Source organism: Pelagivirga sediminicola (assembly GCF_003072125.1).
GTDB lineage: Bacteria > Pseudomonadota > Alphaproteobacteria > Rhodobacterales > Rhodobacteraceae > Roseovarius > Roseovarius sediminicola.
In genome coordinates, this window is the sequence record NZ_QCYH01000017.1 from 16,562 (window position 1) to 39,422 (window position 22,861).

The 22,861-nt window shown below is 62.3% G+C and carries 22 protein-coding genes and 1 pseudogene; 7 read left to right on the forward strand and 16 right to left on the reverse strand.

The genetic code is table 11. The annotated features are described in order from the left end of the window. Positions 1 to 33: 33 nt before the first annotated feature. The 12 genes and pseudogenes from DC366_RS20370 to DC366_RS17340 form a co-directional block, all read right to left on the reverse strand. Positions 34 to 544, reverse strand: a pseudogene (locus DC366_RS20370) (transposase); the annotation flags it as partial. A gap of 124 nt (positions 545 to 668) precedes the next feature. After that, entirely contained in the window at positions 669 to 965 is a 297-nt protein-coding gene (locus tag DC366_RS17295; RefSeq protein WP_108693452.1) for a PRC-barrel domain-containing protein, read from the reverse strand. A gap of 122 nt (positions 966 to 1,087) precedes the next feature. After that, positions 1,088 to 1,576 carry a YciE/YciF ferroxidase family protein gene (locus DC366_RS17300; protein ID WP_108693453.1) on the reverse strand — a complete coding sequence of 163 codons (489 nt, stop codon included), beginning with the start codon at positions 1,574 to 1,576 and terminating at the stop codon, positions 1,088 to 1,090. Between the two features lies 1 nt (position 1,577). Further along, positions 1,578 to 2,684, reverse strand: a complete 1,107-nt coding sequence (locus tag DC366_RS17305) for a glycosyltransferase family 2 protein (protein ID WP_108693454.1) — start codon at positions 2,682 to 2,684, stop codon at positions 1,578 to 1,580. After that, the gene (locus tag DC366_RS17310; RefSeq protein WP_108693469.1) at positions 2,681 to 3,244 is read right to left on the reverse strand and encodes an SAM-dependent methyltransferase; all 564 of its coding nucleotides are present in this window, start codon (positions 3,242 to 3,244) and stop codon (positions 2,681 to 2,683) included. Before DC366_RS17310 ends, DC366_RS17305 begins: the two co-directional genes overlap by 4 nt. Beyond that, the gene (locus DC366_RS19975) at positions 3,244 to 3,948 is read right to left on the reverse strand and encodes a PIG-L deacetylase family protein (RefSeq protein ID WP_165802947.1); all 705 of its coding nucleotides are present in this window, start codon (positions 3,946 to 3,948) and stop codon (positions 3,244 to 3,246) included. The genes DC366_RS17310 and DC366_RS19975 overlap by 1 nt, the downstream gene beginning before the upstream one ends. After that, positions 3,945 to 5,042, reverse strand: a complete 1,098-nt coding sequence (locus DC366_RS19980; RefSeq protein ID WP_165802948.1) for an acyl-CoA dehydrogenase family protein — start codon at positions 5,040 to 5,042, stop codon at positions 3,945 to 3,947. Before DC366_RS19980 ends, DC366_RS19975 begins: the two co-directional genes overlap by 4 nt. After that, a complete protein-coding gene (locus DC366_RS17320) occupies positions 5,039 to 6,094 on the reverse strand; it encodes a glycosyltransferase (protein ID WP_108693455.1) in 1,056 nt (351 codons plus the stop codon). Before DC366_RS17320 ends, DC366_RS19980 begins: the two co-directional genes overlap by 4 nt. Then, positions 6,091 to 7,059, reverse strand: coding sequence for a glycosyltransferase family 2 protein (locus tag DC366_RS17325; protein WP_108693456.1), 969 nt, complete (start codon positions 7,057 to 7,059; stop codon positions 6,091 to 6,093). The genes DC366_RS17320 and DC366_RS17325 overlap by 4 nt, the downstream gene beginning before the upstream one ends. Beyond that, a complete protein-coding gene (locus DC366_RS17330) occupies positions 7,056 to 8,513 on the reverse strand; it encodes a glycosyltransferase family 2 protein (RefSeq protein WP_108693457.1) in 1,458 nt (485 codons plus the stop codon). Before DC366_RS17330 ends, DC366_RS17325 begins: the two co-directional genes overlap by 4 nt. Positions 8,514 to 8,712: 199 nt before the next feature. Beyond that, positions 8,713 to 9,450, reverse strand: a complete 738-nt coding sequence (locus tag DC366_RS17335) for a Crp/Fnr family transcriptional regulator (protein ID WP_108693458.1) — start codon at positions 9,448 to 9,450, stop codon at positions 8,713 to 8,715. Positions 9,451 to 9,460: 10 nt separating this feature from the next. After that, on the reverse strand, positions 9,461 to 9,904 hold the full coding sequence (locus tag DC366_RS17340) for an MgtC/SapB family protein (RefSeq protein WP_093363018.1): 444 nt from the start codon (positions 9,902 to 9,904) through the stop codon (positions 9,461 to 9,463). A 167-nt stretch (positions 9,905 to 10,071) separates the two neighbouring features. On the opposite strand from DC366_RS17340, the gene DC366_RS17345 reads away from it, so the two are divergent. From DC366_RS17345 to DC366_RS17355, 3 genes are all read left to right on the forward strand, one after another. Further along, a complete protein-coding gene (locus tag DC366_RS17345) occupies positions 10,072 to 10,587 on the forward strand; it encodes a DUF421 domain-containing protein (RefSeq protein WP_108693459.1) in 516 nt (171 codons plus the stop codon). Between the two features lies 1 nt (position 10,588). Further along, positions 10,589 to 11,830 carry a cation:proton antiporter gene (locus DC366_RS17350; RefSeq protein ID WP_093363016.1) on the forward strand — a complete coding sequence of 414 codons (1,242 nt, stop codon included), beginning with the start codon at positions 10,589 to 10,591 and terminating at the stop codon, positions 11,828 to 11,830. Positions 11,831 to 11,900: 70 nt separating this feature from the next. Then, positions 11,901 to 12,677: a hypothetical protein gene (locus DC366_RS17355; protein WP_093363015.1), complete on the forward strand. Its 777-nt coding sequence runs from the start codon at positions 11,901 to 11,903 to the stop codon at positions 12,675 to 12,677. A gap of 20 nt (positions 12,678 to 12,697) precedes the next feature. Here DC366_RS17355 and DC366_RS17360 read toward each other — a convergent pair whose 3' ends face one another. Further along, positions 12,698 to 14,806, reverse strand: coding sequence for a catalase (locus tag DC366_RS17360; protein ID WP_108693460.1), 2,109 nt, complete (start codon positions 14,804 to 14,806; stop codon positions 12,698 to 12,700). A 232-nt stretch (positions 14,807 to 15,038) separates the two neighbouring features. On the opposite strand from DC366_RS17360, the gene DC366_RS17365 reads away from it, so the two are divergent. Continuing rightward, positions 15,039 to 15,974 carry a nitrilase-related carbon-nitrogen hydrolase gene (locus DC366_RS17365; RefSeq protein WP_165802949.1) on the forward strand — a complete coding sequence of 312 codons (936 nt, stop codon included), beginning with the start codon at positions 15,039 to 15,041 and terminating at the stop codon, positions 15,972 to 15,974. Positions 15,975 to 15,984: 10 nt separating this feature from the next. Here DC366_RS17365 and DC366_RS17370 read toward each other — a convergent pair whose 3' ends face one another. From DC366_RS17370 to DC366_RS17380, 3 genes are all read right to left on the reverse strand, one after another. Continuing rightward, positions 15,985 to 17,115, reverse strand: a complete 1,131-nt coding sequence (locus DC366_RS17370; protein WP_108693462.1) for an extracellular catalytic domain type 1 short-chain-length polyhydroxyalkanoate depolymerase — start codon at positions 17,113 to 17,115, stop codon at positions 15,985 to 15,987. Positions 17,116 to 17,357: 242 nt separating this feature from the next. Continuing rightward, positions 17,358 to 18,305, reverse strand: a complete 948-nt coding sequence (locus tag DC366_RS17375; protein ID WP_108693463.1) for a cation efflux transmembrane domain-containing protein — start codon at positions 18,303 to 18,305, stop codon at positions 17,358 to 17,360. Beyond that, entirely contained in the window at positions 18,302 to 18,754 is a 453-nt protein-coding gene (locus DC366_RS17380) for an enoyl-CoA hydratase (protein ID WP_133176234.1), read from the reverse strand. The genes DC366_RS17375 and DC366_RS17380 overlap by 4 nt, the downstream gene beginning before the upstream one ends. Before the next feature lie 168 nt (positions 18,755 to 18,922). Here DC366_RS17380 and ku point away from each other — a divergent pair, with 168 nt between their 5' ends. The 3 genes from ku to DC366_RS17395 all read left to right on the forward strand — a co-directional run bounded on the left by ku (position 18,923) and on the right by DC366_RS17395 (position 22,676). Further along, entirely contained in the window at positions 18,923 to 19,747 is an 825-nt protein-coding gene (gene ku / locus DC366_RS17385) for a non-homologous end joining protein Ku (protein ID WP_108693465.1), read from the forward strand. Next, positions 19,748 to 22,207, forward strand: a complete 2,460-nt coding sequence (gene ligD, locus DC366_RS17390) for a DNA ligase D (protein WP_108693466.1) — start codon at positions 19,748 to 19,750, stop codon at positions 22,205 to 22,207. A 115-nt stretch (positions 22,208 to 22,322) separates the two neighbouring features. Beyond that, on the forward strand, positions 22,323 to 22,676 hold the full coding sequence (locus DC366_RS17395) for a PRC-barrel domain-containing protein (protein WP_207768763.1): 354 nt from the start codon (positions 22,323 to 22,325) through the stop codon (positions 22,674 to 22,676). Positions 22,677 to 22,861: the final 185 nt, after the last annotated feature.

Below are 22,861 nucleotides of genomic sequence, written 5' to 3' on the forward strand. Positions count from 1 at the left end.
CACGAGAGTCGCCCCCTCAGATTACGCCATGTGGTTCACACACCATCCCGCCTGGTTCAACAAACCGGTGATCTGGCGATAGCCATAGCGTCCGAACTCTTCTGTCAGTGCGATGATGTCCTCGGTCAGCCGGGCTTCGTCCGGCAGGCCAAGGGGCATCTTGCGCTGCGTCGAGCGATGCTGACCCAATGTGCGGCAAACCCGGCGCTCAGATACGCTGAGGGTTTGCCGCACATGGTCAATGCACTGTCTGCGGCGGGAAGGGCCTAGAAGTTTCCCCGCGCGGCCTCGGTCAGGATCATCTTGTCCAGCGTCAAATCCGACACCGCGCGCCTCAGCCGGGTATTCTCTGTCTCCAGCTCTTTTAGCCGTTGAGCTGATCCCGGGTCATGCCGCCATACTGCTTGCGCCAGCGGTAGTAGGTCTGCTGCGACACGCCGATCTGGCGAACCGCCCCTGCGATCCCCATGCCTTGTCCTTGCAGCACTTCAACCTGTCGAAGCTTCAGCACAACGTCTTCGGGTTTGTCTCGCGTTCCAGCCATCTCTGATCCTCCTGAAACGGGATAATACTATCCCAGTTGGTGGACCACTTCAGTGGGGGCACTCCAAAGAAAAGGGACGACACACATTTATGTGCCGTCCCTTCCGATTTGCCGCCCGTAGATATTAGTGCTTGTGTTCGGGCAAGTTCTTCAGTTCGTCCTTCGTCATGACGGTCGTTGCATGAACCTTGCCGTTCTCATCGCGCATGAAATTCAGGCTCGACACGTTCAGCGCCACCGGTTTGGCTCCGATGCCGAGGAATCCGCCCACATCCACAACAGCCTGTGCATTTTGGCCCGTGCCGTGAAAATGGGACACGTCACCGATGTGGCTGTCATCGGGGCCATAGACGTTCGCGCCCTCGACCGTTGTGGAGGTCAGTTCGTCCGGACGGAGGGGGGTATGCTTGGAATGATCCATGGTAGCCTCACTTTGATTGATGTTTTCTATTACGAGTCAACCTTTCAGGAACGGCGTGGTTCCGGCCGTCAGATAGCGCGGGCAGGAAACCGCTTGATGAAAGGAATGGACTTCAAGATCCGTCAGGCCATCGCATCCACGTTCCGCGAGCGTTCGGCCAGCTCGGTCATGAAATCGTCGGACCCGTAGATGTTGTCCAACGCTTCGTCGAGCTTGCGCGCCGCCTCATCATTGCCGAGTGCCTCGGCGAATGCCTTGGCCGTGCCGAACCCGGCGATGCCGTAATGGCACATGCGCTGGTATTGCGCGATGATCGCCACGTCGAGCGCGGCACCGCTCATGTCGCTGTCGAGCGCGTGCTTCCGGGCCTCCTTCACGAGCCCTTCCATGCCCTTGCAATGCTCTTTCTTCACGTCGGCACCGGTGTCCTCGAGCACGGATTTCAGGAGGCGGGTATGCTGGTCGATCCCGTCCTTGGCCGAACTCAACCGGTCGGCCAGCTTGCTGTCGGATGCCTTGTCGGCCATCGCCGACACCACCTTCGACATCTGGTCGTTTGCGGACCAGAGATCCTGTAGTTCATCGATATAAAGGTCTTTCAACGTTGTCATCTTATGCTCCTTTCACGGTCGGCAGTGCCGACGCATTGGTTTGAGTGGGTGCGGGCAGACGATCCACAGGGACCGGACAGGCCCGCATGCCGGGGCCAGCGGGGACATTTGCTGACCCCTTGCCCGGCAGCAGCGTGTCAAGGTGGGAACATGGCATCGTTGCTGCCGAAGCTATCGAGGCGGATATCAGCCGCTCCGAATTCCTGAACTTCTCCAGTATTTCAATATGCTGCGGGAGATCCCGCACATGCAGGCGGAAGCGGGCGGGCACCTGCGGCGGCCAGGGGCCCAGCGTCTTGCCGCTGGCCTGTGTGACCAGCCAGTCCGCCGGCGGCAGGCAATCATCGATCAGGTAGTCCATGCCCCCGATCCGCGCCTTCAGAGCGTCGGACATGCCCCCCGCCGCGCGTCCGATCAGGCGGCACGAGGCCTGCACCGTCACATCGTCGGCGTGACGGACCCGCTGACCGGCCGCGCGGAGCGCGCGAACGATCCGGCGGTCTTCGCCACAACGAACGGGCGCGAACCCGCCTCCTGCCAGATAGGCGGCGTGGGTGAACGCGAGGCTCGCCCCCGCCGCTTCGCCGTGGGTGCCGCCGATATCCGCACACCCCGGCGCGTGGCGGCCGTAGATGTCCTGCACCAGGGTCCTGTAGATTCCTTCCAGTGTGGCGAGGTGGGGGTCCATGCCATCGAGGATATCGGCCTCATTCTCGATTAGATCGACCTTACCGCAGACAGCGTCCGCTGTTTTCAGGTGTGCAAGGTTTCGTGCGATCCAATTCGAGGCGACGATGCAATCCGCGTCCGTGGTCAAGAGGTAGCGAAGCGCAGGCATGGTTTGCAGGGCGTGATCGCACCCGATCCGCCGGGCGGTGCCGACACCCTCGTGCGCAGGCAGTGTCCGTTCCAGCACCGTCAGGTCCAGGCCGAACTGCGCGGCGATGCCGCGGGCCACGCTGCCGGTGCGGTCCGTGGTGTTGTTGAGCACCAGGATCACCACCGCGTTGCCTTGTTCGGCCAAGGCGGTGAGACAGGGCCCGATCCGGGCTTCCTCGTTGCGGGCGGGGATGATTATGGCTGTGTCTTTTGCGATGGGGCGAGTCATGGCGTGCCCCTCGGCAGGCCACGGTCGATGCGATACTTGTCGGTTTGCTCCACGCAATCGAAATCATCGGTATCCAGCGCCGCCGTGAAGATCGCCAGCGCTTCCTCGCCCTGCAAATCATGGTCGGTTTCGCCAAGCCAACTCACGCAGAGCACCTCCGCCTTCGGCCATGCGGTGGCGATATCCGATGCCAGTTTGCGCAAGCTGCCCTCATCGAGAAAATAGAGGATCTCGGACAGAATCAGCAGGTCGAAATCGCCCCTTGGCAGCGGACAAGGATAAAAGTCGTGGATGAAGGTGGCATCCGGCACGGCCCGGCGCGCGGCCTCGATCGCGATGGCCACCGCATCCATGCCGGTATAGCGGTCGCAGATGTCCACCAGATGCCGGGCGAGCTGCCCGTTGCCGCAGCCCAGTTCGAAGGCCGAGGCGTAGCGGGGCCGCGTCAGCGCAGCCCGCGTCGCGGCGAACTTGGCCTGTTCGTAGTCGCTTTGCTCGAAATCCCAAGGGTCCGGGGTGTCGGCATAGAGCGCGTGCAGATGATCGCGGCCCACACCCATCACGGCATCCTCCAGAAGATCTCGTCTTCGGTCACGAATTTCTCGATGAACCCTGCCGGAAGAATGAAGCCCGATGGATCATCGGTGACGACCCTGCCCAGTTGGCTTCGATGCGCATGGACTGCCGCGCGTTTCCTGTCGCGCAGGTCCTCCGGGGGCACGCACACCGGGGCGTGACGGGTGGCGGTCCGGGGGAACTCGGGATCGTCCCAGCGGCACCAGACGGGATAGCTGTAGAACGCCCACTCCGGGCGGCGGCGGCGCAACGCGCCGGCGAACCGCGCCGTCGCCTGGTGGTCTTCGTGGTGATCCTCGGCCGCAGGCACGAAAACATGGCGCGCGCCATGGCCCTCAATGATCTGTTCAAGCTTGGTAGCAACAGTGGCGGCATCGGCCTGATAAAGACGGCTGTCGGCCAGGCCCAGCCAGGTCAGATCACGCGCGGAACCGCCGAGACATTCGATGGCCGCTACCATCTCCGCATGTCGCTGGCGGGCCAGTCGCCCGGGCGTCCATTGCCGCGATCCGGGATGGCTGGCACTGCCATCCGTCAGGCAGATGACATGCGCGCCCGCGCCCGCGAAACCCCGCGCCAGAAGTGCGCCGCAGCCGAGGGATTCATCGTCAGGATGTGGGGCCAAGACGACGAAGCTTTCGCGACCCTCGAACACGTCCGGCAGCAAGGGCGCATGTGCCACGTTCATCCGAAGACCCCCCAGATGCGCCCGTCTTTCCCGAGCGCCGTCTGCGCCGCGCGTTGCAGGAACGCATCCCGCGCGGCCTGCCGCAGATAGACTGCCAGATCGCGGGCCATGCGCCCGGTCTCGGACCCGGCCTCGAAATGCCGCAGGCCGATGCTCTGCTCGACGGCCCGGATGGCATCGAGCCCGACCTCCTCGGTAAAGAGCCGGGCCGCGATGGAGGTGGTAACGATGTGGTCCGGCGCGATGTGGCGATCGGCAGCGGCTCCGGCGGCGCGCTCGGTCAGGGCCATGCCGGCCCAGACGCGCATCAGCGCATCCATCAGACGGCTCTTCTGGGCTTCCGCCGCCATGCGGCCTGCGGCGCGAAGCTCTGTCGCGGCCACGTCCAGCAGGCCGGCGGTGGCGCCGGCCTGCAAGGCCGCGATCCGCCAAACACCGCCGACGAAATGCGGCTCCTTCAGGTAATCGCCGGGGTCGCCGATCCATTCGATCCTGTCGACCGGCAGGCCGGTGAAATCAAAGCTGCCCGAGGCAGTCGCCCGCATCCCCTGCATGTCCCATGCGGACGGGTCCGCGGGGGCGGCGTCCGTCACATCGACCAGCGCCAGCCGCACCTCGGGACCGGAATCCACAGTGACCAGCGCATGACTCACGGTGCCCAGCCCCGAGGCATAGCACTTGCCGCCCTGCAAATGCTGCCCCGTGGCATCCAGCGTCACCGGCGCCGCGCCATCGGCCCCCCAGACGCCCAGCAGGGCGCCCTCGGCAATCTGGCGGTCGACCCGCGCCTCTTGCACCTTCGTTCCATAAAGGCGGACCAGGTGCAGCGCGTTGACATGCCCTTCGAACAGCCTCCCGACGCCGAGGTTCGCAGCGCCCACCTGCATCAGCACCCGGGCGGTGCGGGCGGGATCGGTCGCGCCGTCATCGGTCAGAAGGTCCGCCTGTCGCAGCAGATCGATGGAGCGGCCGATCGGGCGCGCGCCACGCTCCTCTTCTGCGGCGGCGGCCCGCAGGGCCTCCGCGACATCGGACGGCACCGGCCCGGCGGTGGTCGAAGGCGGCAACTCGGCAAGGGGTCTGGAAGCTGTCATGTGCTCTTTACCATCTCCATCTCAAGATGCCTTGCAGCGGCGTGTTCCAGCAGCTGCACCCAGTCCCCGGTGACCCGGCCCAGCCGGAAGGCGGGATTGGCGGTGACCTGCGGCGGCGCACGCCGCCACGCCTGAATGCGCCCAAGGATCTGCGCCGGGTCATGGCCATCCACGCGCTGCGTGGCATCCGCCACGATTTCCGCATTGGCACCCAGCCCATCATGCACCAGCACCGGCGTGCCGACCGCATTGGCCTCGGCCAGCACCAGGCCGAAGGTCTCGGCAAATGTCGTCTGGGGATAGAACAGGCAGAGCGCACGGCGCATCTGCCGGATGAGCGCCCCATGGGACAGGGATCCCAGAAAAACCACGCCCTCGGGCACCGGCCCGGTATCCCAGCGCAGATAGCCCGGATCGGCCACGGCAAGGGTCAGGTTCGGAAGGTCACGGCGCAGCGTGGCGAATTGTTCGAACACCTCGGCCAACCCCTTGTGGGGCGAACTGGCAAAGAGCAGCCGGTCGGGATCGCGGGGCGTGGCGTCGGGGTGCAGATCGTCATCGAGCGGATCGTAGATCACCCGGATGGGCGGCACATCCTCCGCCCCGAGAAACCCCGCAAGCGCACGGGCGTGCGTTTCGGACACGCAGATCACCGTGATGCCGGCAGCCTTCAGCGCCGCGGCCATCTTGCGGTTGTGACGGCCGGGATAGACGTGCAGCCAAAGAAAGATCGGCGTGGCTGGATGCCGCTTGCGCAGCTTGATCGCCACCTTCCAGCGGTTGATGACGATCAGGGCGGCAGGGTTTTGCGCGTCATCGAGGTCTTGCAGGGGCCGCAACGTCCCTGCCTCGGACAGGTGCCGGTTGCTGCGACCCTGCTGATACTGCGTGATCTCGAACCGGGAGCCGAGTGCAGCGGCCACCCGCAGCACCGTCGCTTCGGTGCCGCCAAGACCGCCGGTCCCGAGGTCGGGCAGGTCGTAACCCGCGGCAGAGCACGGATCGACGATTCCCATGGGCGCGCGCGCTGTCTCCTGGCGAAAGGCCTTCATTGCGCGGCCATCCCTGTAGCAGGAACGGTGGCGAGGACTTGCGCGACCCGGGCCGACGTGGCGGGCGTGACCGGCATGTCCCGCCGCGCCAGCAGGTCGGGCCGGCTGACATGGCTGACGCCGAGGGTCGGGATATCCACCGGCACCGGGGCCACCCTGCCGTTCTCCCGCCACACCTCGACCTTGGCCCAGACCTTCTGCCGGTCCGCCCTGCGCCGGGCGCTGTCGTAATCCGAGACCGTCGATTGCGTCAGGCTGTCGGGCGTCTCGATCTTGGTCAGCAACAGTTCCGGCACGATCCAGACGATCTCGCCGTTCAGGATCAGCCGGTTGCGGAACTCGCGGTCCTCCTCGATGCAATCCTCGAACCCGCCGAGACGGCGGAACACATCCGCGCGGAACAGGCCGGAGTTGATGTGCGTCCACTCTCCCGGCACCTGCGCGCCCATCTGAAGGTTCGGGAACACGTCATCGAGCAGGGACAGGTCGCGCCGGATCTCGACGCGCCGCCCGTCCGGCAGGATCAGTTCGTGGTGGGTGAGCGCGGCGCTGACCTCCAGCCGCTGCCCCGCTTCCTTGCCCGCCAGTTGCCAGTTCAGGCAGTCGTCGGCACCGATATCCTGCGCGGTCAACACGCGGACCTGGTGCAGAACCTTGTCGCGGTGCGGGATGTCGTCGGAATCGTGGAAGGTGACCGCATCGCCCGCGGTCAGCAGCAGGCCCGCGTTCTTGGCATTGGCGGTGCCGAGGTTCTGCAACAGCCGGATGTAGTTGAAACGCGGATCGGCCAGGAAGCACCGCACCGCGTCTTCGGTCGCGTCGGTGCTGGCGTCGTCGATCACCGTGACGCGGATGTTCCACCAGCTTTGTTCGAGTGCCGCGCGGATGGCCCCAACGATCAGATGAGCGCGGTTCCAGGTCGGGATGACGATATCGACCAGGGGGGCCAGCGGGTCGGATGTCATGCGGAAACCTCCTTCACAGGTGAGGCGATGGTGGCACGATAGGCGCGCAGGCTCCTGTCGGTCAGCAGCGCGGCGGGCAACGGCAGTAGGAGCGCCAGCAGCGCGGCGCGGATCAGCGGCTCCGCAGGGTGCCCGCCGAGCAGCAGCAGGAGCGCGGTGAGGAAAACCATGAGGTGACAGATGGGCAGGGAACCGGCGCCCTTGCCGCCCGATTTGTCGGTGACCACGAATTTCAGGCGGCAGCCCGCGAGCGCATCGAAGGTCGCCTTAGCCGATTGCGGCGCCAGCGCGATGCGACAGGCCAGCGCGTGGAGGATGACCGGAAGGGCCTGCCCGTCGCGCAACCCGCGCGCCACGACGCGTGAAACGATGTCGCAAAGCGCGAGCAGGATGGCCACCGCAGCCAGCGCGGCGGCGACCGTATGCCCCTGCCCGGTCAGCAGCCAGACCGTCAGCAGCGCGAAAGGCACGAGGGCGAGGCTGAACCATGCAGTCAGTTGCGTGAGGATCACCAGCCGCTTGTGCAGCTCGAACTCGCCCGCGGGGGTGAGGATCGTCCGCCCATGCCGCAGCAGGGTCTGGACGTTGCCGCTGCACCAGCGATAGCGCTGCCTTTCGAGATCGCGCAGCGACAGCGGCAGCAGCCCCTTGCCCACGACCCGGTTGATGAACCGGCCCGCGAAGCCCGCGTGGCAAAGCCGCACGCCCAGGTCCGCATCCTCGGTCGTGGTGGCGCCCGACCACCCGCCGACGGAAACCAGCGCAGTCTTCGAAATCACGCAGAGCGTGCCGGTCAACAGCACCGCCTCTGCCTCATCGGCGGCGGCGGCATTGGTGCGGAAATATTCCTCAAGCTCGGCATCCACGCCCGGTGCGGTGGTCGTCGTGGCGACATAGGATTGCGGAAACTGCACGTAATCCGCCCCGGTCCGGTGCAGCGCCTCCGCCGCGCGGTTCAGGAAATCGCGATCGACCACGTAATCCGCATCGACAGTGACCACATGGGTCGCATCGGCGCGCGTATGCGTCAGCGCGATGTTGAGCGCGCCGGCCTTAGCGCCCTCGACACCCATCAGGTGCAGGAATGTGATCCGGCCCGGATGCGCCGTGCAAAAGTTTTCCACCGGTCTCCACAACGCCGGATCGGCCGTGTTGTTGTCCATCACGACGATCTCGTAGCCATCCGACGGCCAATCCTGATCCAGCAGGGCCCGCAGGGTGCGGATCACCAGCCGGGGCGGTTCCGCATGGGTCGCGACATGGATTGAAAAACGCGGGCTGGCGAAGTCCTGCCGACCCGTCGCCAGCCGGGCGGGCAGACAGGCAACAAATGGCCGAAGGCCCATCGAACCGATCTGAACCACGATGATGACCGCACAGAGGAACAGACCGACCGCCGGGAGGACGGCAGACAGAATCAGTATTCCCCAGATGATGACAGCCCGCAGTTCCACATTCGCCCCCGAGCGATAGTTAAGTAGCAATAAAATTTTTCGATCAGTAGCTTGTCAGATTTCGACGCTACCGACGGTGCAACAAACTTCGTTGCTCGTTGGTTCCCACTTCGGATGATTCATCGCCGACGCGGGTGTGCCAAAGATGCGGGACACCGCCAAACCATGCTTCCAACTGGATTGAATTCCGCCGCGGCGGTCAGTCTTGCGGAAACCAGGAGGTATCCATGTCGGCATAGCGATCATGGAAATCCGTAAGTTCGATCATCGCATCTTCCCGAAGGATCTGGAGCCGATTCTGATCGCGGTGAATATAGCCATCCTCTTCCATCCGGATGAAGGTCTTGCTGATGTAGACATTGGTCAGGCCGAGGTAATCAGCGATCTGGCTCTGCGTCATCGGCAGGCGGATCGTGTCGGTCATGCCCGGATTGGTAATCCGGAGACGGGATATGAGATCCAGCAACATGTAGCTGACCCGTTCCTGCGCACTCATCCGGCCCATAGCGCGGAGAACATCAATCAAAACAACCTGGTCGCGAAGTGCTATCGATAGCAAAAGTGCTGAAAGCTTCGGAGACTCGCGCAGGATCTCGTCCAGCGACGATTTCGGAAACGGGCAGAGGCATACGTCCTCGACCGTGCGCAAGGTCGTCGTCGCATGTTTCAGGGCGACATCCGGAAAGCCGATGATGTCGCCCGGATGATGGATCTTGACGATCTGGCGGCGGCCATCGGGCAGGTCCGTATAGCTGAAGGCCCAGCCGTGTTTCACGACATAGAGGTCCTTGTTCTCGTCACCGCCCTGATACACCTCATGTCCGGCATCGAATGTGCGCTCTGCCTTTTCAAGGGTGGCCAGCCTTGCGCAATCCGCCTGGGACAGCGAGACGTAATGAGACAGCTTGGTGACGAGGCAACTGGATGTGCTGGACATGACGGCTCCCTTATTTGTTTCCCCGGATATGCAGCCAGTCGAAGAGGTTGAGAACCACGAAGATCAGCACCGAGATGAACGCCGCCTCCTTCAGGTAACCTAGCCCGCATGCGATGCCAATCGACCCCACCGCCCAGATGGCGGCCCCGCTGCGCACCCCTTTCAGCCGCCCGTTGTCCCGCGGCGACATGATCGCCCCCGCCCCGAGGAAACCGATACCTCCGACAATACCCTGGATCAAACGGGTGGGATCGATCGACATGGCCTCATCCTCGGCCATACCGCTCAGGGCAAAATTAAGGGTGACTGCCATCAAGGCGGCAGAGCCAATGGCGACCAGGACGTAAACTCCGGCACCCAGCGGCTTGCCCTTGATCTCACGATCAAGCCCGACGACCAATCCGCATGCGCCGGAAAACAGGACGCGGAGTATGAACTCATTGAAATCGACCATTATCGAAAACTTCCTCCTCAAATTGTCGTCATCAGCTTTCTTTAGCTGTATTTGTAAGTATCGGGTTTAATCTGCATTGAGAAACGGTATGCGGCATACGGCTATGGTCGCATGTCGGACCGGCGCCCCCCGATGAAAAGAGACCTTTCCGACAGGAGGAAACACGGATGTTTTTTGACGGATCCGTCATTGATGCCCTTGCCAAGGGTGTCCTGCTGAGCGCGGTCGGCATTGCCTGGATCATCCTGCTGGTCCGCGTAGTCGGATTGCGATCATTCTCGAAAATGACGAATTTCGACTTCGTCATGACTGTTGCCATGGGCTCGCTTCTGGCCGGGGCGTCTCAGTCGCAGGAATGGACGGGATTTCTTCAGACGCTGACGGCGATGGCCAGCCTCTTTGCCGTCCAGTATGGCGTCTCGCGGCTGCGACGCTGGTCGCCGCGACTCGACGCGCTGGTTCAGAATACGCCGGTCCTGCTGATGAAGGACGGCGTCATCCTGCACGATGCCTTGCGCGCGACGCGTGTTGCCGAGGAAGACCTGATCGCAAAGTTGCGGGAGGCCAATGCGCTTGATTTCTCATCCGTTCGTGCCGTGGTGCTGGAGACAACCGGCGATATCTCGGTGCTGCACGGCGATCATGTGGACGAGGCCCTGTTCAAGGGGGTTGCCGACGCCTGAAATGGAAACCGATGCCTTCTTCGAATTCAGCACCTATCACCTGACCCTCGCGGTGGCGGGATGCATCGTGATCCTGGCGCGCTGGTTTCCGCGGCTGGTCTCCTCGCGGGAACCGGCGGCCGCCCCGCTGATGATCCTGCTCGGGGCCGCGGCGGTCCTCACGGTCCCCGGCCTGCCCGCACCTCCCGACCCGCGCAGCGCCCCCCTGCTGTGGGAGGTCGTGGCGGAAATCACCGTCATCGTCGCGCTCTTCGCCGCCGGCATGCGGGTCGACAGCCTCGGTCCGCCGCGGAAATGGGGACCGACGCTGCGGCTGCTCGTGATCGGGATGCCCCTGACCATCGCGGCGGTCGCGCTCTTGGGCGTGGTTCTGGGTGGTCTGACCGCCGGCGCCGCGCTTCTGCTGGCCGCCGTATTGGCTCCGACCGACCCGGTTCTCGCCGCCGATGTGCAGATCGCGCCGCCGCAGGAGGGAAAGGAGCATCCGGTGCGGTTTGCCCTGACTACGGAGGCCGCGCTGAACGACGGGCTGGCCTTTCCCTTCGTCTACCTCGGCCTGATCGTCATCGCACAGGGTCTGGCCCCCGGCGACTGGGGCCTGCGCTGGCTGCTGGAAGACGTGATTTACCGGATTTTCATCGGGGCCGCGATGGGCTGGGCCGGGGGTTGGCTGCTGGGCCAGATCCTGTTCAACCTGCCAAAGGAAACGCGGCTGGCTGACACCGGATCGGGGGTGATCGCGATTGCCGGGGTGTTCCTGTGCTATGGCTCCACCGAACTGATCGAGGGCTACGGTTTCATCGCCGTGGCCGTCATGGGCCTGTCGCTGAGGCGTATCGAGAGCGAACACCGTTATCATCGGCAGCTGCACGATTTCTCGGAATCCATCGAACACGCCCTGACGGCGCTTTTGCTGATTGCCCTGGGTGGGCTGCTCCCCGCTCTTGCAGCGGACCTGACCTGGAACCATGTCGCCATCGCGGTGCTGCTGATCGTGGTGCTGCGCCCGCTGGCGGGATGGCTATCCCTGGCGGCAAGCACGTTGGCCCGTTCCGACCGGGCGGTGGTTGCCGTCTACGGGGTGCGCGGGATCGGGTCGATCTATTATCTCGCCTATGCGACCAGCCATGCCGATCTGCCGCATCTCTCTGACCTGTGGATCATCACCGCGCTGACGATTTTCCTGTCGACCGTCCTGCACGGTTTCTCGGTGGGGTGGAGCATGGAAAAGATCGGTCGCTAAGGATCACGGAACCCCATGCAGGTGCCGTGAATTTTGCTCGGAATGCTCATGAAAGCAGGAAAGGGCCGCCATGTCGCTGTTCATCGGACTTCTCGGAGCCATATGTCTGATCGTTACCATGACGGATTTCCTGATCACGACGGTCGGGACGAACGATAGCAGCCCGATTGCGATACGTGTGGCCCGGACCGCGTTCCGCCTGTTCAGGCAATTGCCTGACACAGACATCAAGCACAAGATCATCGGCCCGCTGGTCGTGACAACCGTGGCCACATGGTGGATCCTGGGCGTAAATCTGTCTTGGGCAATGATCTTTTACGGCATCACAGGGTCAGTTGTAGACCAGAGCAGCGGGTTGCCGGCAAGCCCGGTCGGATTCATATCACACGTCGGTCATCTCCTCTCGACGGTTGGAGGTGGCACGACATCGCCTGCGACGTCGAGTATCTCACTTTTAGGTGTGGTGGTCGGTGTGAATGGCATGGTTGTCCTGACGCTCGGCGTGAGCTTTGTCGTGACGACCACTCAAACGGTCGTCCACGGGCGCAAGCTTCTACTATATCTTCACGCCGCCGAGGACGATAACATCTTGCTTTTGAAAGATTTAGCAGGATTGACCGCCGAATTGAACGCCGCTCCCTTTGCGCTATTTTTCAGTCATCAGGATCAAGAAATGAGGGTTCCGGAGAGACTGACAGAAGTGCTTGCCCATAGGCTTGATGACGCGGAGACAGACTGGGCACATCTAGCCCGGGCACTGCCTTATTTCCGGCAATATTCCGGACCCGACGTCTCATCAAAGCTGCAGGAATGGCTCAGGGATTTCTCCGCCCGCCATATGCCGTGATCCGACAGTATAAAAGTAGATTATCCGCGCTGCCAAAACCTCATTTTCCCGCAAGCCTCGATGAAATCCGCACAGTCGTCCTTGCCCTCGAGTCGGAATACGCCGTCGTCAAAATCGTCAACCCCTGCCGCATGAAACAGCTTCTCGGCTTCACCAGCGAGTGCGATGAACTTCGCATGTGCAAACGCGTCGGCAGCGAAGCCCTTGGCGGGATGCATGGACTTCAGCTTTTCCACCCCGTCTGCCGATGTCATCACAGCGACAGCATCATAGAGCACAGACGGCCCGCCATCGACTTTCTGATCCGCCGGCACGCGTTTACCGTCGGACGTCTTGATGCCGCCGATGGTCGGCGCGACGATCTCGACCATGCCGCCCGCGTCCTTTACAGCGTCTCGAAGTGAAGCCAGCAGATCACCGTCGATCCCGTCTGTCACGAGGATCCCCAGCTTGCGGCCCTTAAAGTTGTCCGGCCCGTTCTTGAGGATCGAAAGCGCGTCCGATGGCTTGAGACCCTCGACCATGTCGCGCCGGGGCGTGTGGGCCTTGGGCAGTTTGTCAAAACCCAGCCCATCTGCGACCATCTGCGCCAGATCAGGGTCGATGTTCGGCAGATGCGCCACGACACGCTCGCGGATGTCCAGCACCTCGCATTTCGACAGCTCGAAGATCAGCGCGTCGGCGATGTGGCCCTGCTCCACCTCGGTCTGGCTTTGGTAAAACTGCCGCGCCTGACTGTAGTGATCGGCGAACAGCTCTGCACGCACCTTGCGCTTCTCACCCTCGACCGCTTCTGGGAACGACGTGAAACCGCTCTCCGGATCGGCGCGGGGGCCGCCATCCTTCCAACTGTTCGGCTCGTAATTGGCGCGGCCCGCCGGGTTGTGCATCGCCATGTGGCCGTCCTGCTGGAAATGCGCAAAGGGACATTTCGGCGCATTGACGGGGATATGAGTAAAGTTTGGACCACCCAGACGTTTGATTTGTGTGTCGAGATAGGAGAAATTCCGCCCCTGCAGCAGCGGGTCGTTGGTAAAGTCGACGCCCGGCACGATGTTCTGGGTGCAGAACGCGACCTGTTCCGTCTCGGCAAAGAAGTTGTCGACCACGCTGTCCAGCACAAGCCGCCCGATTATACGCACGGGCACGTCCTCTTCGGGGATCAACTTGGTCGCATCCAGCACATCGAAGTCGAACGTGTCGGCAAAGGCGTCGTCAAACACCTGCACGCCCAGTTCCCATTCCGGGAAATCGCCCGCTTGAATGGCTCCCCACAGGTCGCGTCGGTGAAAGTCGGGATCGGCGCCATTGATCTTGACCGCCTCGTCCCACAGGACCGATTGCAGACCCTGCTTGGGTTTCCAGTGGAACTTGACGAAATGGCTCTCCCCCTCCGCGTTGACGAAGCGGAATGTGTGAACTCCGAACCCCTCCATGAACCGGAACGACCGCGGAATGCCCCGGTCCGACATGGTCCACATGACCATGTGCATGGCTTCGGGCATGAGCGAGATGAAATCCCAGAAGTTGTCATGCGCCGATTGCGCCTGTGGAAAGGCGCGATCAGGCGCTTCCTTGACCGAATGCACCAGATCGGGAAACTTCATCGCGTCCTGGATGAAGAACACCGGGATGTTGTTGCCGACGATGTCCCAGTTGCCTTCCTCGGTATAGAGTTTCACGGCAAATCCGCGTGCATCGCGGGCCAGATCCATCGACCCCTTGTTGCCCGCCACGGTCGAGAACCGGACGAATGCCGGCACCTTGCGGCCCTTCTCCTGCAAAAGATGCGCGGACGTAAGCTCCGGGATCGCGTCGGTTGTCTCGAAATATCCGCGCGCGCCATAGCCCCGGGCATGCACCACCCGCTCGGGGATACGCTCGTGGTCGAAATGAAACATCTTCTCGCGGAAATGGAAGTCCTCGAGCAAGGCTGGACCCCGCGGCCCCGCTTTCAACGTGTTCTGATTGTCCGAAACCGGCACACCCTGCGCTGTGGTCAAACACGCGCCATCGGATGACTGCTGATGCGTTTCGCCGCCTTGCCCCGTTTTTTCGGGACGCTCAGTCGTCTCATTTGATTTCTGCGTCTCGATTGAGGGACGAAATTGCGGTGATTTTTCAGACATTTGTGTTTCTCCAAGGGATTGGTGCGCGCGCAGACAGGCTAATATCGACCAAAGCAGATCCTACGCCGGTTAATATTCCATAGCTTCCATCTAGATTGATGCGACGAGACGTAAAGTCATGCCTACCAATCTGATTGAAAGCCGTCTGCGACCTCAAACGAACGTCCGAGCTTGTCTCGAGCGTCGGAAGATCTGCCAGACCGCCCACCCTCCTTCCAAACTGGAAAAATCCATGGAATTTGTCTCGATCGACCTCTGGGCCGCCAATCTTGAACCGGTGGTGCCGGATTTGCAGGTTTGGCTTGCTGCACTGGAAATGCGGGTCGCACAGACGGTGGCTCGGGGCGGTCACATGCTTGTCCTGCCGGAGTTCGCCTGCGCCCAGTGGTTGAGCTTTGCGCCCGCAGATATGGCGGAGGCAGACACCCTTGAATGGCTGTTCGAATGCGGGGAGGTAGCGCTCGATGCGATTGCGGCGATGTCTGCGAAACATGGTGTTTCGATACTTGCAGGCACGATACCCTTCCTGACCGAACCGGTGGACGGTGTCCCGACCTATTTTAACCGTGCCTGGTTGATCACGCCCGATGGTCAGCGTCACAGCCAGGACAAACTGAGCCTGACTCCGCTCGAAGCCCAGGGCGCAGGTGGCATTACCGTTCATGGTGAATCGATTAACGTCTTCAATTGGAATGGGCTGCGGGTTGCCATGATCATCTGCCTCGACAGCGAATTTACGGATTTGTGGTCCCGGCTGGGCACGCTCGACCTTGATCTGGTGATCATCCCTGCCAAAACCGATATGATTACCGGCTACAACAGGGTGTTCAGTTGCGCGCGGGCCCGGGCCATCGAGCTTCAGACGGTTGTCTGCGTTCTGGGCGCGGTCGGTGTGCCCTTCGGTTTTGCGCTGACGGACACAGTCGTTGGGGGTGCCAGCGTATTTTTGCCCTGCGATGTCGGCGTCTCGCTTGACGGCATTCACGCGGCGATTGCGCCCCAGACCGCCGCCATGATGACCGACCATGTTCTGGCCGCTGTTGATATTCCCGTCGGTGCATGTCGCAGACTGCGCAACGGTCATGCCGAGGCGGAGGTTTGTCCCGCACTGTGGGATGCCGGACATCTGATTGTGAATGATCCTGCCTCACCGAAATTGGTGGCATGACCGGAGTTCACTAGGGTAGCGTCGATCGACGCTTCTTGGTCGTGCGGTGTCGCAGAAAGAAGCGCACCATCTCCCGCGAGGCATCAGGGCCTGTGGGATCGGTGTAGCTTCCGGCCGCATGTCCGCCGGACCAAGCGTGCCCGGCTCCATGGATGACCCATTGCTCGATGTATGGACGTCCCCTGCCCACGCGATGCACAGTGCGGGTAAATTCGCGGCCACCGTCAACGCGCCCTTTCCTTTCCGTCCGGTCAAGATGGCTGTAGGGTTCAAGCGCCCGAATGGCGATAAAACGACCGTTGCGGGGGTTGATGACCTTGTCCGCGTCGCCATGAAAAATGATGGTCGGCACTTGAGCATCAAGACGCTTGCCCGGATCGCCACTTTGCATCGCTCTCGGAACGGATGCTGGATCATGGGCGGCTCCTACGGCCAGCCCCGAATGAACACCGACCGCCGCAAAGATATCGGAATATTCCGTTGCCAGGATCAACGCTGCTGCTGCCCCGGCAGACAGGCCCGCGACATAGACTCTGGAGGGATCGGCGTTCCAGTCGGCAATGATCTTGCGCGTCATGTCCGCCAGCAAAGCGGGTTCTCCCGCGCCCCGGTTCTGATCGCCCCGTCTATACCAGTTCCAGCACCGATAATGATGGGCGTCCCGCGCCTGATCCGGATAAAGAACCAGAAAACCGAATTCCTCTGCCAGTGTATTCATCCCGGTGCCACGTGCAAAATCCTTCGACGATTGCCCACACCCGTGCAGCATGACGAGCAGCGGAAGCGGCTTCGTTGCCTTGTTCGCAGCGACCGGCACATAGAGCTTGTATGAACGGGTGCCAAAAGCGGTCTCATGCTGTCCGCCCTTGAACGTTGCGCCCCGCGGGGTCTTTGCCTGGGATCTGGAAGTGGCAGGAACAGCCGCGCGGGCTTTGACTTTACCACTTCCGCCGCCGGCTGCACGCGACAGACTGGCAGGCTTCACGGCTTTGCGCGCGAGCGTTCCGGGTTTTCTGGCTCTACGTTTCTTCGGTTCGGCCGGGCCAAGGAGCATGCTCCACATTTCGGTAATTGCGGAAGCGCCCACGCGTCTTAACTTGCGCTGTGTCTTCGCGCGTGCGCGCCTGAACGGATCGTGCATCTGACCTCACAAACTCTGAAATATATGATACCGCAGTGTTTTACACACCGGGGTCCGCCGTTTCGCCGCCTGCTTGATTATGGCTGGCAACATGCCCGTTGCAGACGGGACGAGAAGCTCGTCTGCCTTTGCGTTGGCCAGAACGGGAAATCGGAAAAATCGCCCTGTTCTCCATACCGTCGTGTCCGATTGACATGCAACGGACATGTCTTGGTCTAACTCCCGCTTCGTCTATTGGTTCATCAGCGAATAGACCTTTCGTTGTTCTCCGAAGGATCAGGCAGATCTTGTAGTTGTTGCCCGAGCGCTGTCAGCCGCCATGCTTGATCATCTGATGACAATTTCCGCGCCTCACCGATGCTCAGCTCTCCACCCTTGGACGGAACCACATTGGCTCGCACGAACCGTCCGGTTTCACGCACCTGCACGTCATGACCCGGAAACCGCTTACGCAACTCGGTCGAAAGCGTATCGACGATCGGGTGGACATCGGTCGAGTCCAGTTCTCGGGGCGCTCCGTCCAGCAGTTCGGCAACCGCAATGCGAATGTTCCGCAGTCCGTCCCGCAGAATATCGAAGGAGATCAGCCCCGCCGCGGCCGCATCGGCCCACCAAAAGCCGAACCCGATGCCTATGATGCCTGCGATACCTGCCAGTCCAGTCTTCCAGTCGGCTGCGTTCATGTCCGCATCGGTGTAGAGAATCTTGTCCATCGTCGCCCGCGCCAGCGGTTTCTTCATGTGGCCAAGAATGACAGGGGGAATGATCGAATAAGTAAGTGCGGCAACCATCAGCCAGCCCAGCCAGACATCCCAGCCGAGGATCGTGACATTTGCGATGGTCGGATGTTCCTGCAGGATCATGGCGCTGGCGGCGTCATAGAGTAGGAAGCCCCCCATGGCCGTCAACGCACCGGCGGCAAGAAGAAAAGCCAGCGACCCGACACGGTGAAACCCGAAAGGATATTTGTCGTTCGCGGGCTTATTCTCGAACTTGCGCGCCAGCAGGAACAGGATTGGCGGCAGCAGGCTGAGCGTATCCTCGATCCAAGCTGTCTTCATCGCCTGGCTGGACCCCATCGCGAAATACATTACCGCGATGATGGTCAGCAGCCAGAAGATCGACCACCATTCCAGTCTGGCGGCACGGCGCAGCTTGCGCTCGATCTCCTCGGGAATGTCGTGGGTCATTCTACCAACCCTTCGATCGCGCGGTTCACGGATATGAGGAACCTGTTTTCACCCTTTCGAACGGCCAGAACACGGTCGTCGGTATGGTCACCCAGCATGATGCTGCCAAGCGGATCGCTCAGCGCGATATCGCTCGTGAAGGGTGTATTGGCAGGAATACGGCCTACAACGAGATGAATTTCTCCGTCTTCCAGCTGCGCAAAGAGAGTATGGGGGTCGCCCGTCACGAACTCTGGCGTTGCTCGAAAGACATTTGCGACCCGCGTGACAGCGGCCGCATCTGCCTGATCGAGTGGTTCGATCAGGGCTCCAACCCTGAGAACGTTATCCATCACCTTCTCTGTCGTGCCTTCGGGATCATCCGGAACCTTGCAGGCCGACAGCAGGGAAAACGTCAACACTGCCATGAGGACGCGCAGGAATTGAGAAGACATGGATACCGAGGCCACGGGCACTCCTAGCTGGCGCAAGCGCCAATTCGACGAACTATCCGATCAACCTAAGGTGTAGGAATTGGTTCCCGAACCGGAATGTGGAACAGTTGCCGGTCTCAATCTATATCTTTAGGCATCCCGTCTTCGATCATGGCGGTGCATCCTGCAAGGAGAAGGATCGACATGGCACCGCGCGCACTCTGGAAAGGACAGCTTCGCCTGTCGCTCGTCTCCATCCCCGTCGAAATTTTCTCGGCCACCAAATCGGGCGCGCGTGTATCGTTCCGCCAGATCCACAAACCCTCGGGCAAGCGCATCCGCTACGAGAAATCCGTGCCCGGCATCGGCCCGGTCAAGTCGGACGACATCGTCAAGGGCTACGAGGTGGAGAACGACGAATACATCCTGCTGGACCCCGACGAGATCGACGCGATCAAGCTGGAGACGAAAAAGACCTTCGAGCTGGTGCAGTTCGTAGATGCCTGCGAGATATCGCCGCTCTATTTCGACAAGCCCTATTACATCACCGCCTCGGACGAGCTGGCGCAGGATGCCTACCGCGTGGTCCGCGACGCGCTGCGGGCCGCGGGTAAGGTGGGTCTGGGACAGGTCACAATGCGCGGCAAGGAATACCTGGCGGCCGTCAAACCCTGCGGTGACGGGCTGCTGATGGAAACGCTGCATTACGAGGACGAGTTGCGGGAGGCCGATCAGATCTTCACCGATATCGAGGATGAGAAGGTTGACAAGGAGTTGCTGGAGGTCGCCACCTCCCTGATCGACCGCAAGAGCGCGCCTTTCGACGCCGGTGCCTACCACGACAAGTATGCCGAGGCGATGCAGGACCTTCTGGACGCGAAGATCAGGAACAAGAAGACCCCGCGCGTGCGCACGGGCGACGATGACAGCGGCGGCGGCAACGTGGTCGACCTGATGAGCGCGCTGAAACAGAGCCTGAAGGACGCGGACGGCAAGAAGAAAAAGAAGCCGGCCAAGAAGGCGTCCTAGATGACGAAATCGCTCGATCCGCTGGCCGATTATAATGCCAGGCGGGATTTTTCCCGCACCGCAGAGCCGCGCGGTCAGGTGGGGGCGGGAGGCGCGAAACGCCGCTTCGTGGTGCAGAAACACGCGGCTTCGCGCCTGCACTACGACTTCAGGCTTGAATGGAACGGCGTGCTGCTCAGCTGGGCGGTCACGAAGGGGCCGTCGCCCGATCCGGGCGAAAAGCGCCTGGCGGTGCGGACGGAGGACCATCCGCTGGACTACGGCGATTTCGAGGGCACGATCCCGAAGGGCGAATATGGCGGCGGCACGGTGATGCTGTGGGACACCGGCGGCTGGGTGCCGCAGGAGGATTTCGAAAAGGGGCTGAGCGACGGCAAGCTGAAATTCACCCTGCAAGGCCAGCGTATGAAGGGCGGCTGGGCGCTGGTGCGTATGCGCGGGAAACCGAATGAGACGCGCGAGAACTGGCTGCTGATCAAGGAGCGCGACGATTACGCCGAGGGCGACCCGGACGGCTTTACCAAGGGCAAGGCGGTCTCGGTCAAGACCGGCCGCACCATGACGCAGATCGCCGAGGACGCGCCCGCCAAGGCTCCGCCCGATCCCGCCCCCGACCGCTGCCGCAAGCGCCCCGCCTTCGTCAAGCCGCAGCTTGCCACGCTGGTGGCCGAAGCCCCAGAGGGCGTCGACTGGTTGCACGAGACCAAGTTCGACGGCTACCGCTGCCTTGCAGCACTCGGCAAGGGTGGCATGCGGCTCTATACGCGGTCGGGCAAGGACTGGACCGATCGGTTTCACGCACTGGACGGCGCGTTCGACCCCCTGTCCTGCGACGCCGCCCTGATCGACGGCGAGGTGATGGCCGCACGCATCCACGGCTCGGCCTTTTCCTCGCTCCAGAAGGCGTTGAAACAGGGCAACGCGCTGGTCTTCTTTGCCTTCGACCTCTTGCGCATCGACGGCGACGACCTGCGCAAGCTGCCCCAGATCGAACGGCGCGAGCGGCTGGCACGGCTGCTGTCCGGCGTGCCCTCCGGCGGCCCCCTGCGGCTCAGCGAGCATATCGTCGGCAAGGGTCCAGAGGTGTTCGCCAATGCCTGCAAGGCGGGTGCGGAGGGGATCATCAGCAAACGCATCGACGCCCCCTATCGCGGCACCCGCAGCAAGGCGTGGCGCAAGGTCAAATGCACCCGTCGGCAGGAATTCGTGATCGTCGGCTATTCCCCGTCCGACAAGGCCGGGCGGCCCTTCGCCTCCATCCTGCTGGCCAGCCCTGGGTGCGACGCGCTGCGCTACAAGGGGCGGGTCGGCACCGGGTTTTCCGACGCGGTGATGGCGGACCTGGCCGGGGCGATGACTCCGCGCAAGACGCCGCCCTGCGACGATGTCCCGGACGACATCGCGCGCGACGCGCAGTGGGTGCGCGCCGATCTGGTGGCCGAGGTCGAGTTCACCGAATTCACCGGCGACGGCTATGTGCGTCACGCCAGCTTCCTCGGCCTGCGCGACGACAAGAACGCCGATGACGTGGGACTGGAGGAACCGATGGAAGATGGCAACGACACCACCATGCAAGGCATCCGCATCAGCAACGCGAGCCGGCCCGTTTTTCCCGATGCAGGCTGCACCAAGGGCGACGTGGCGCGGCATTACGCGCGCGTGGGCGAGCGCCTGATCGCGCTGGCCGGGCACCGCCCCCTGTCGCTGTTCCGCTGCCCGTCCGGTATTTCCGATCCGTGTTTCTTCCAGAAACACGACGGCGGCGGGATGCCCGGTGAGCTTTCGCGCGTCAACATCGAGGAAAGCGACGGCGACAGCGCCGATTACCTCTATGCCACCCGCCCCGAGAGCCTGATCGCCGCCGCGCAGATGGGCAGTATCGAGTTCCACATCTGGGGTGCGCGGACCGACCGGCTGGAACGTCCCGATCGGCTGGTGTTCGACCTCGACCCCGACGAGGGGCTGGACTGGGCCGATGTGCAGTCTGCGGCCTTCGATGTCCGCGATACGCTGGCCGATATCGGCCTGCAAAGCGGCGCCATCGTCACGGGCGGCAAGGGCGTGCATGTCTGGCTTGCGCTGCGGCGCACCCGGGGCTGGGACAGTGTCAAGCTGTTCGCCAAGACCTTCGCCCATGTGATGGCCGAACGCGCGCCCGACCGTTACACCGCGACCATGTCGAAATCCAAGCGCAAGGGACGGATCTTCATCGACTGGCTGCGCAACGAACGCGGTGCGACGGCCATCGCGCCCTATTCCCTGCGCGCCCGCCCCGGCGCCCACGTGGCCGTGCCGGTGACATGGGACGAGTTGAAGGACTTGGACGGGGCCAACCGGTTTTCCATGTCCGACATGGCGGCGCGGCTGAAGGCGGATTGCCCGGCAGCGCAGGTGCAGGACAATCTGCAAAGCCTGAGCGACGGCGTGATCGACGCGCTTCAGACCTTGTCGGAAGAATAGATCGCGCTCACCCCCTTGAAATTCGCTTCGGCAAAATGCTGCCGTCCGGACGCAAGCGGCGGAACCAAGCAGCTGGATTTTCGGTTCTTCCCGCAGGCAAATAGAGGAGGAAAAAATGGACAATTCTGCACATGCAAGTCTCGTCTCATCCAACGATGTGAACGGAACCGATGTCTACGGCAACGATGGCACCCATATCGGCACAATCGACCACCTCATGATCGACAAGCAATCCGGCAGGGTCGCCTATGCGGTGATGGGCTTTGGCGGATTTTTGGGGCTGGGCGAGGAACACCATCCCGTGCCGTGGGGAAAGCTGCGTTACGATACGTCCAGAAACGGCTTCGTGACGGACATCACCGAGCAAGAGGTAAAGGGTGCGCCTGCCCGTAACGACAACTGGTATGCGGACCGAGACTGGGAGCGCCGAACGCACGATCATTATGGCGTTCCACACTACTGGATTTGAAGAGCGCACCGCAGACACATCAGCTCAGCGGCGGTTTCCGTTCGGGGACCGCCATTTCTGCATGGGGCCCGTTGCGGCCTGTCCAGTTCCTTTCGAAAAATCCTTTCCGCTTGTGAGGCATCATGTGGAACTGGCTGGCCGAAAATGCATCCCCCTTGCAGGCGACCGTAGGTGCAATTACTGCG

What these genes read in the sequence shown, in the direction of transcription:
- DC366_RS17395 (WP_207768763.1), top strand. Translation starts at nt 22,323, where the DNA reads ATGGACAATTCTGCACATGCAAGTCTCGTCTCATCCAACGATGTGAAC.
- DC366_RS19980 (WP_165802948.1), bottom strand. Translation starts at nt 5,042, where the DNA reads ATGACAGCTTCCAGACCCCTTGCCGAGTTGCCGCCTTCGACCACCGCC.
- DC366_RS17335 (WP_108693458.1), bottom strand. Translation starts at nt 9,450, where the DNA reads ATGTCCAGCACATCCAGTTGCCTCGTCACCAAGCTGTCTCATTACGTC.
- DC366_RS19975 (WP_165802947.1), bottom strand. Translation starts at nt 3,948, where the DNA reads ATGAACGTGGCACATGCGCCCTTGCTGCCGGACGTGTTCGAGGGTCGC.
- DC366_RS17340 (WP_093363018.1), bottom strand. Translation starts at nt 9,904, where the DNA reads ATGGTCGATTTCAATGAGTTCATACTCCGCGTCCTGTTTTCCGGCGCA.
- DC366_RS17375 (WP_108693463.1), bottom strand. Translation starts at nt 18,305, where the DNA reads ATGACCCACGACATTCCCGAGGAGATCGAGCGCAAGCTGCGCCGTGCC.
- ku (WP_108693465.1), top strand. Translation starts at nt 18,923, where the DNA reads ATGGCACCGCGCGCACTCTGGAAAGGACAGCTTCGCCTGTCGCTCGTC.
- DC366_RS17295 (WP_108693452.1), bottom strand. Translation starts at nt 965, where the DNA reads ATGGATCATTCCAAGCATACCCCCCTCCGTCCGGACGAACTGACCTCC.
- DC366_RS17365 (WP_165802949.1), top strand. Translation starts at nt 15,039, where the DNA reads ATGGAATTTGTCTCGATCGACCTCTGGGCCGCCAATCTTGAACCGGTG.
- DC366_RS17320 (WP_108693455.1), bottom strand. Translation starts at nt 6,094, where the DNA reads ATGAAGGCCTTTCGCCAGGAGACAGCGCGCGCGCCCATGGGAATCGTC.
- DC366_RS17325 (WP_108693456.1), bottom strand. Translation starts at nt 7,059, where the DNA reads ATGACATCCGACCCGCTGGCCCCCCTGGTCGATATCGTCATCCCGACC.
- DC366_RS17300 (WP_108693453.1), bottom strand. Translation starts at nt 1,576, where the DNA reads ATGACAACGTTGAAAGACCTTTATATCGATGAACTACAGGATCTCTGG.
- DC366_RS17305 (WP_108693454.1), bottom strand. Translation starts at nt 2,684, where the DNA reads ATGACTCGCCCCATCGCAAAAGACACAGCCATAATCATCCCCGCCCGC.
- DC366_RS17355 (WP_093363015.1), top strand. Translation starts at nt 11,901, where the DNA reads ATGTCGCTGTTCATCGGACTTCTCGGAGCCATATGTCTGATCGTTACC.
- DC366_RS17345 (WP_108693459.1), top strand. Translation starts at nt 10,072, where the DNA reads ATGTTTTTTGACGGATCCGTCATTGATGCCCTTGCCAAGGGTGTCCTG.
- DC366_RS17350 (WP_093363016.1), top strand. Translation starts at nt 10,589, where the DNA reads ATGGAAACCGATGCCTTCTTCGAATTCAGCACCTATCACCTGACCCTC.
- DC366_RS17360 (WP_108693460.1), bottom strand. Translation starts at nt 14,806, where the DNA reads ATGTCTGAAAAATCACCGCAATTTCGTCCCTCAATCGAGACGCAGAAA.
- ligD (WP_108693466.1), top strand. Translation starts at nt 19,748, where the DNA reads ATGACGAAATCGCTCGATCCGCTGGCCGATTATAATGCCAGGCGGGAT.
- DC366_RS17370 (WP_108693462.1), bottom strand. Translation starts at nt 17,115, where the DNA reads ATGCACGATCCGTTCAGGCGCGCACGCGCGAAGACACAGCGCAAGTTA.
- DC366_RS17310 (WP_108693469.1), bottom strand. Translation starts at nt 3,244, where the DNA reads ATGGGTGTGGGCCGCGATCATCTGCACGCGCTCTATGCCGACACCCCG.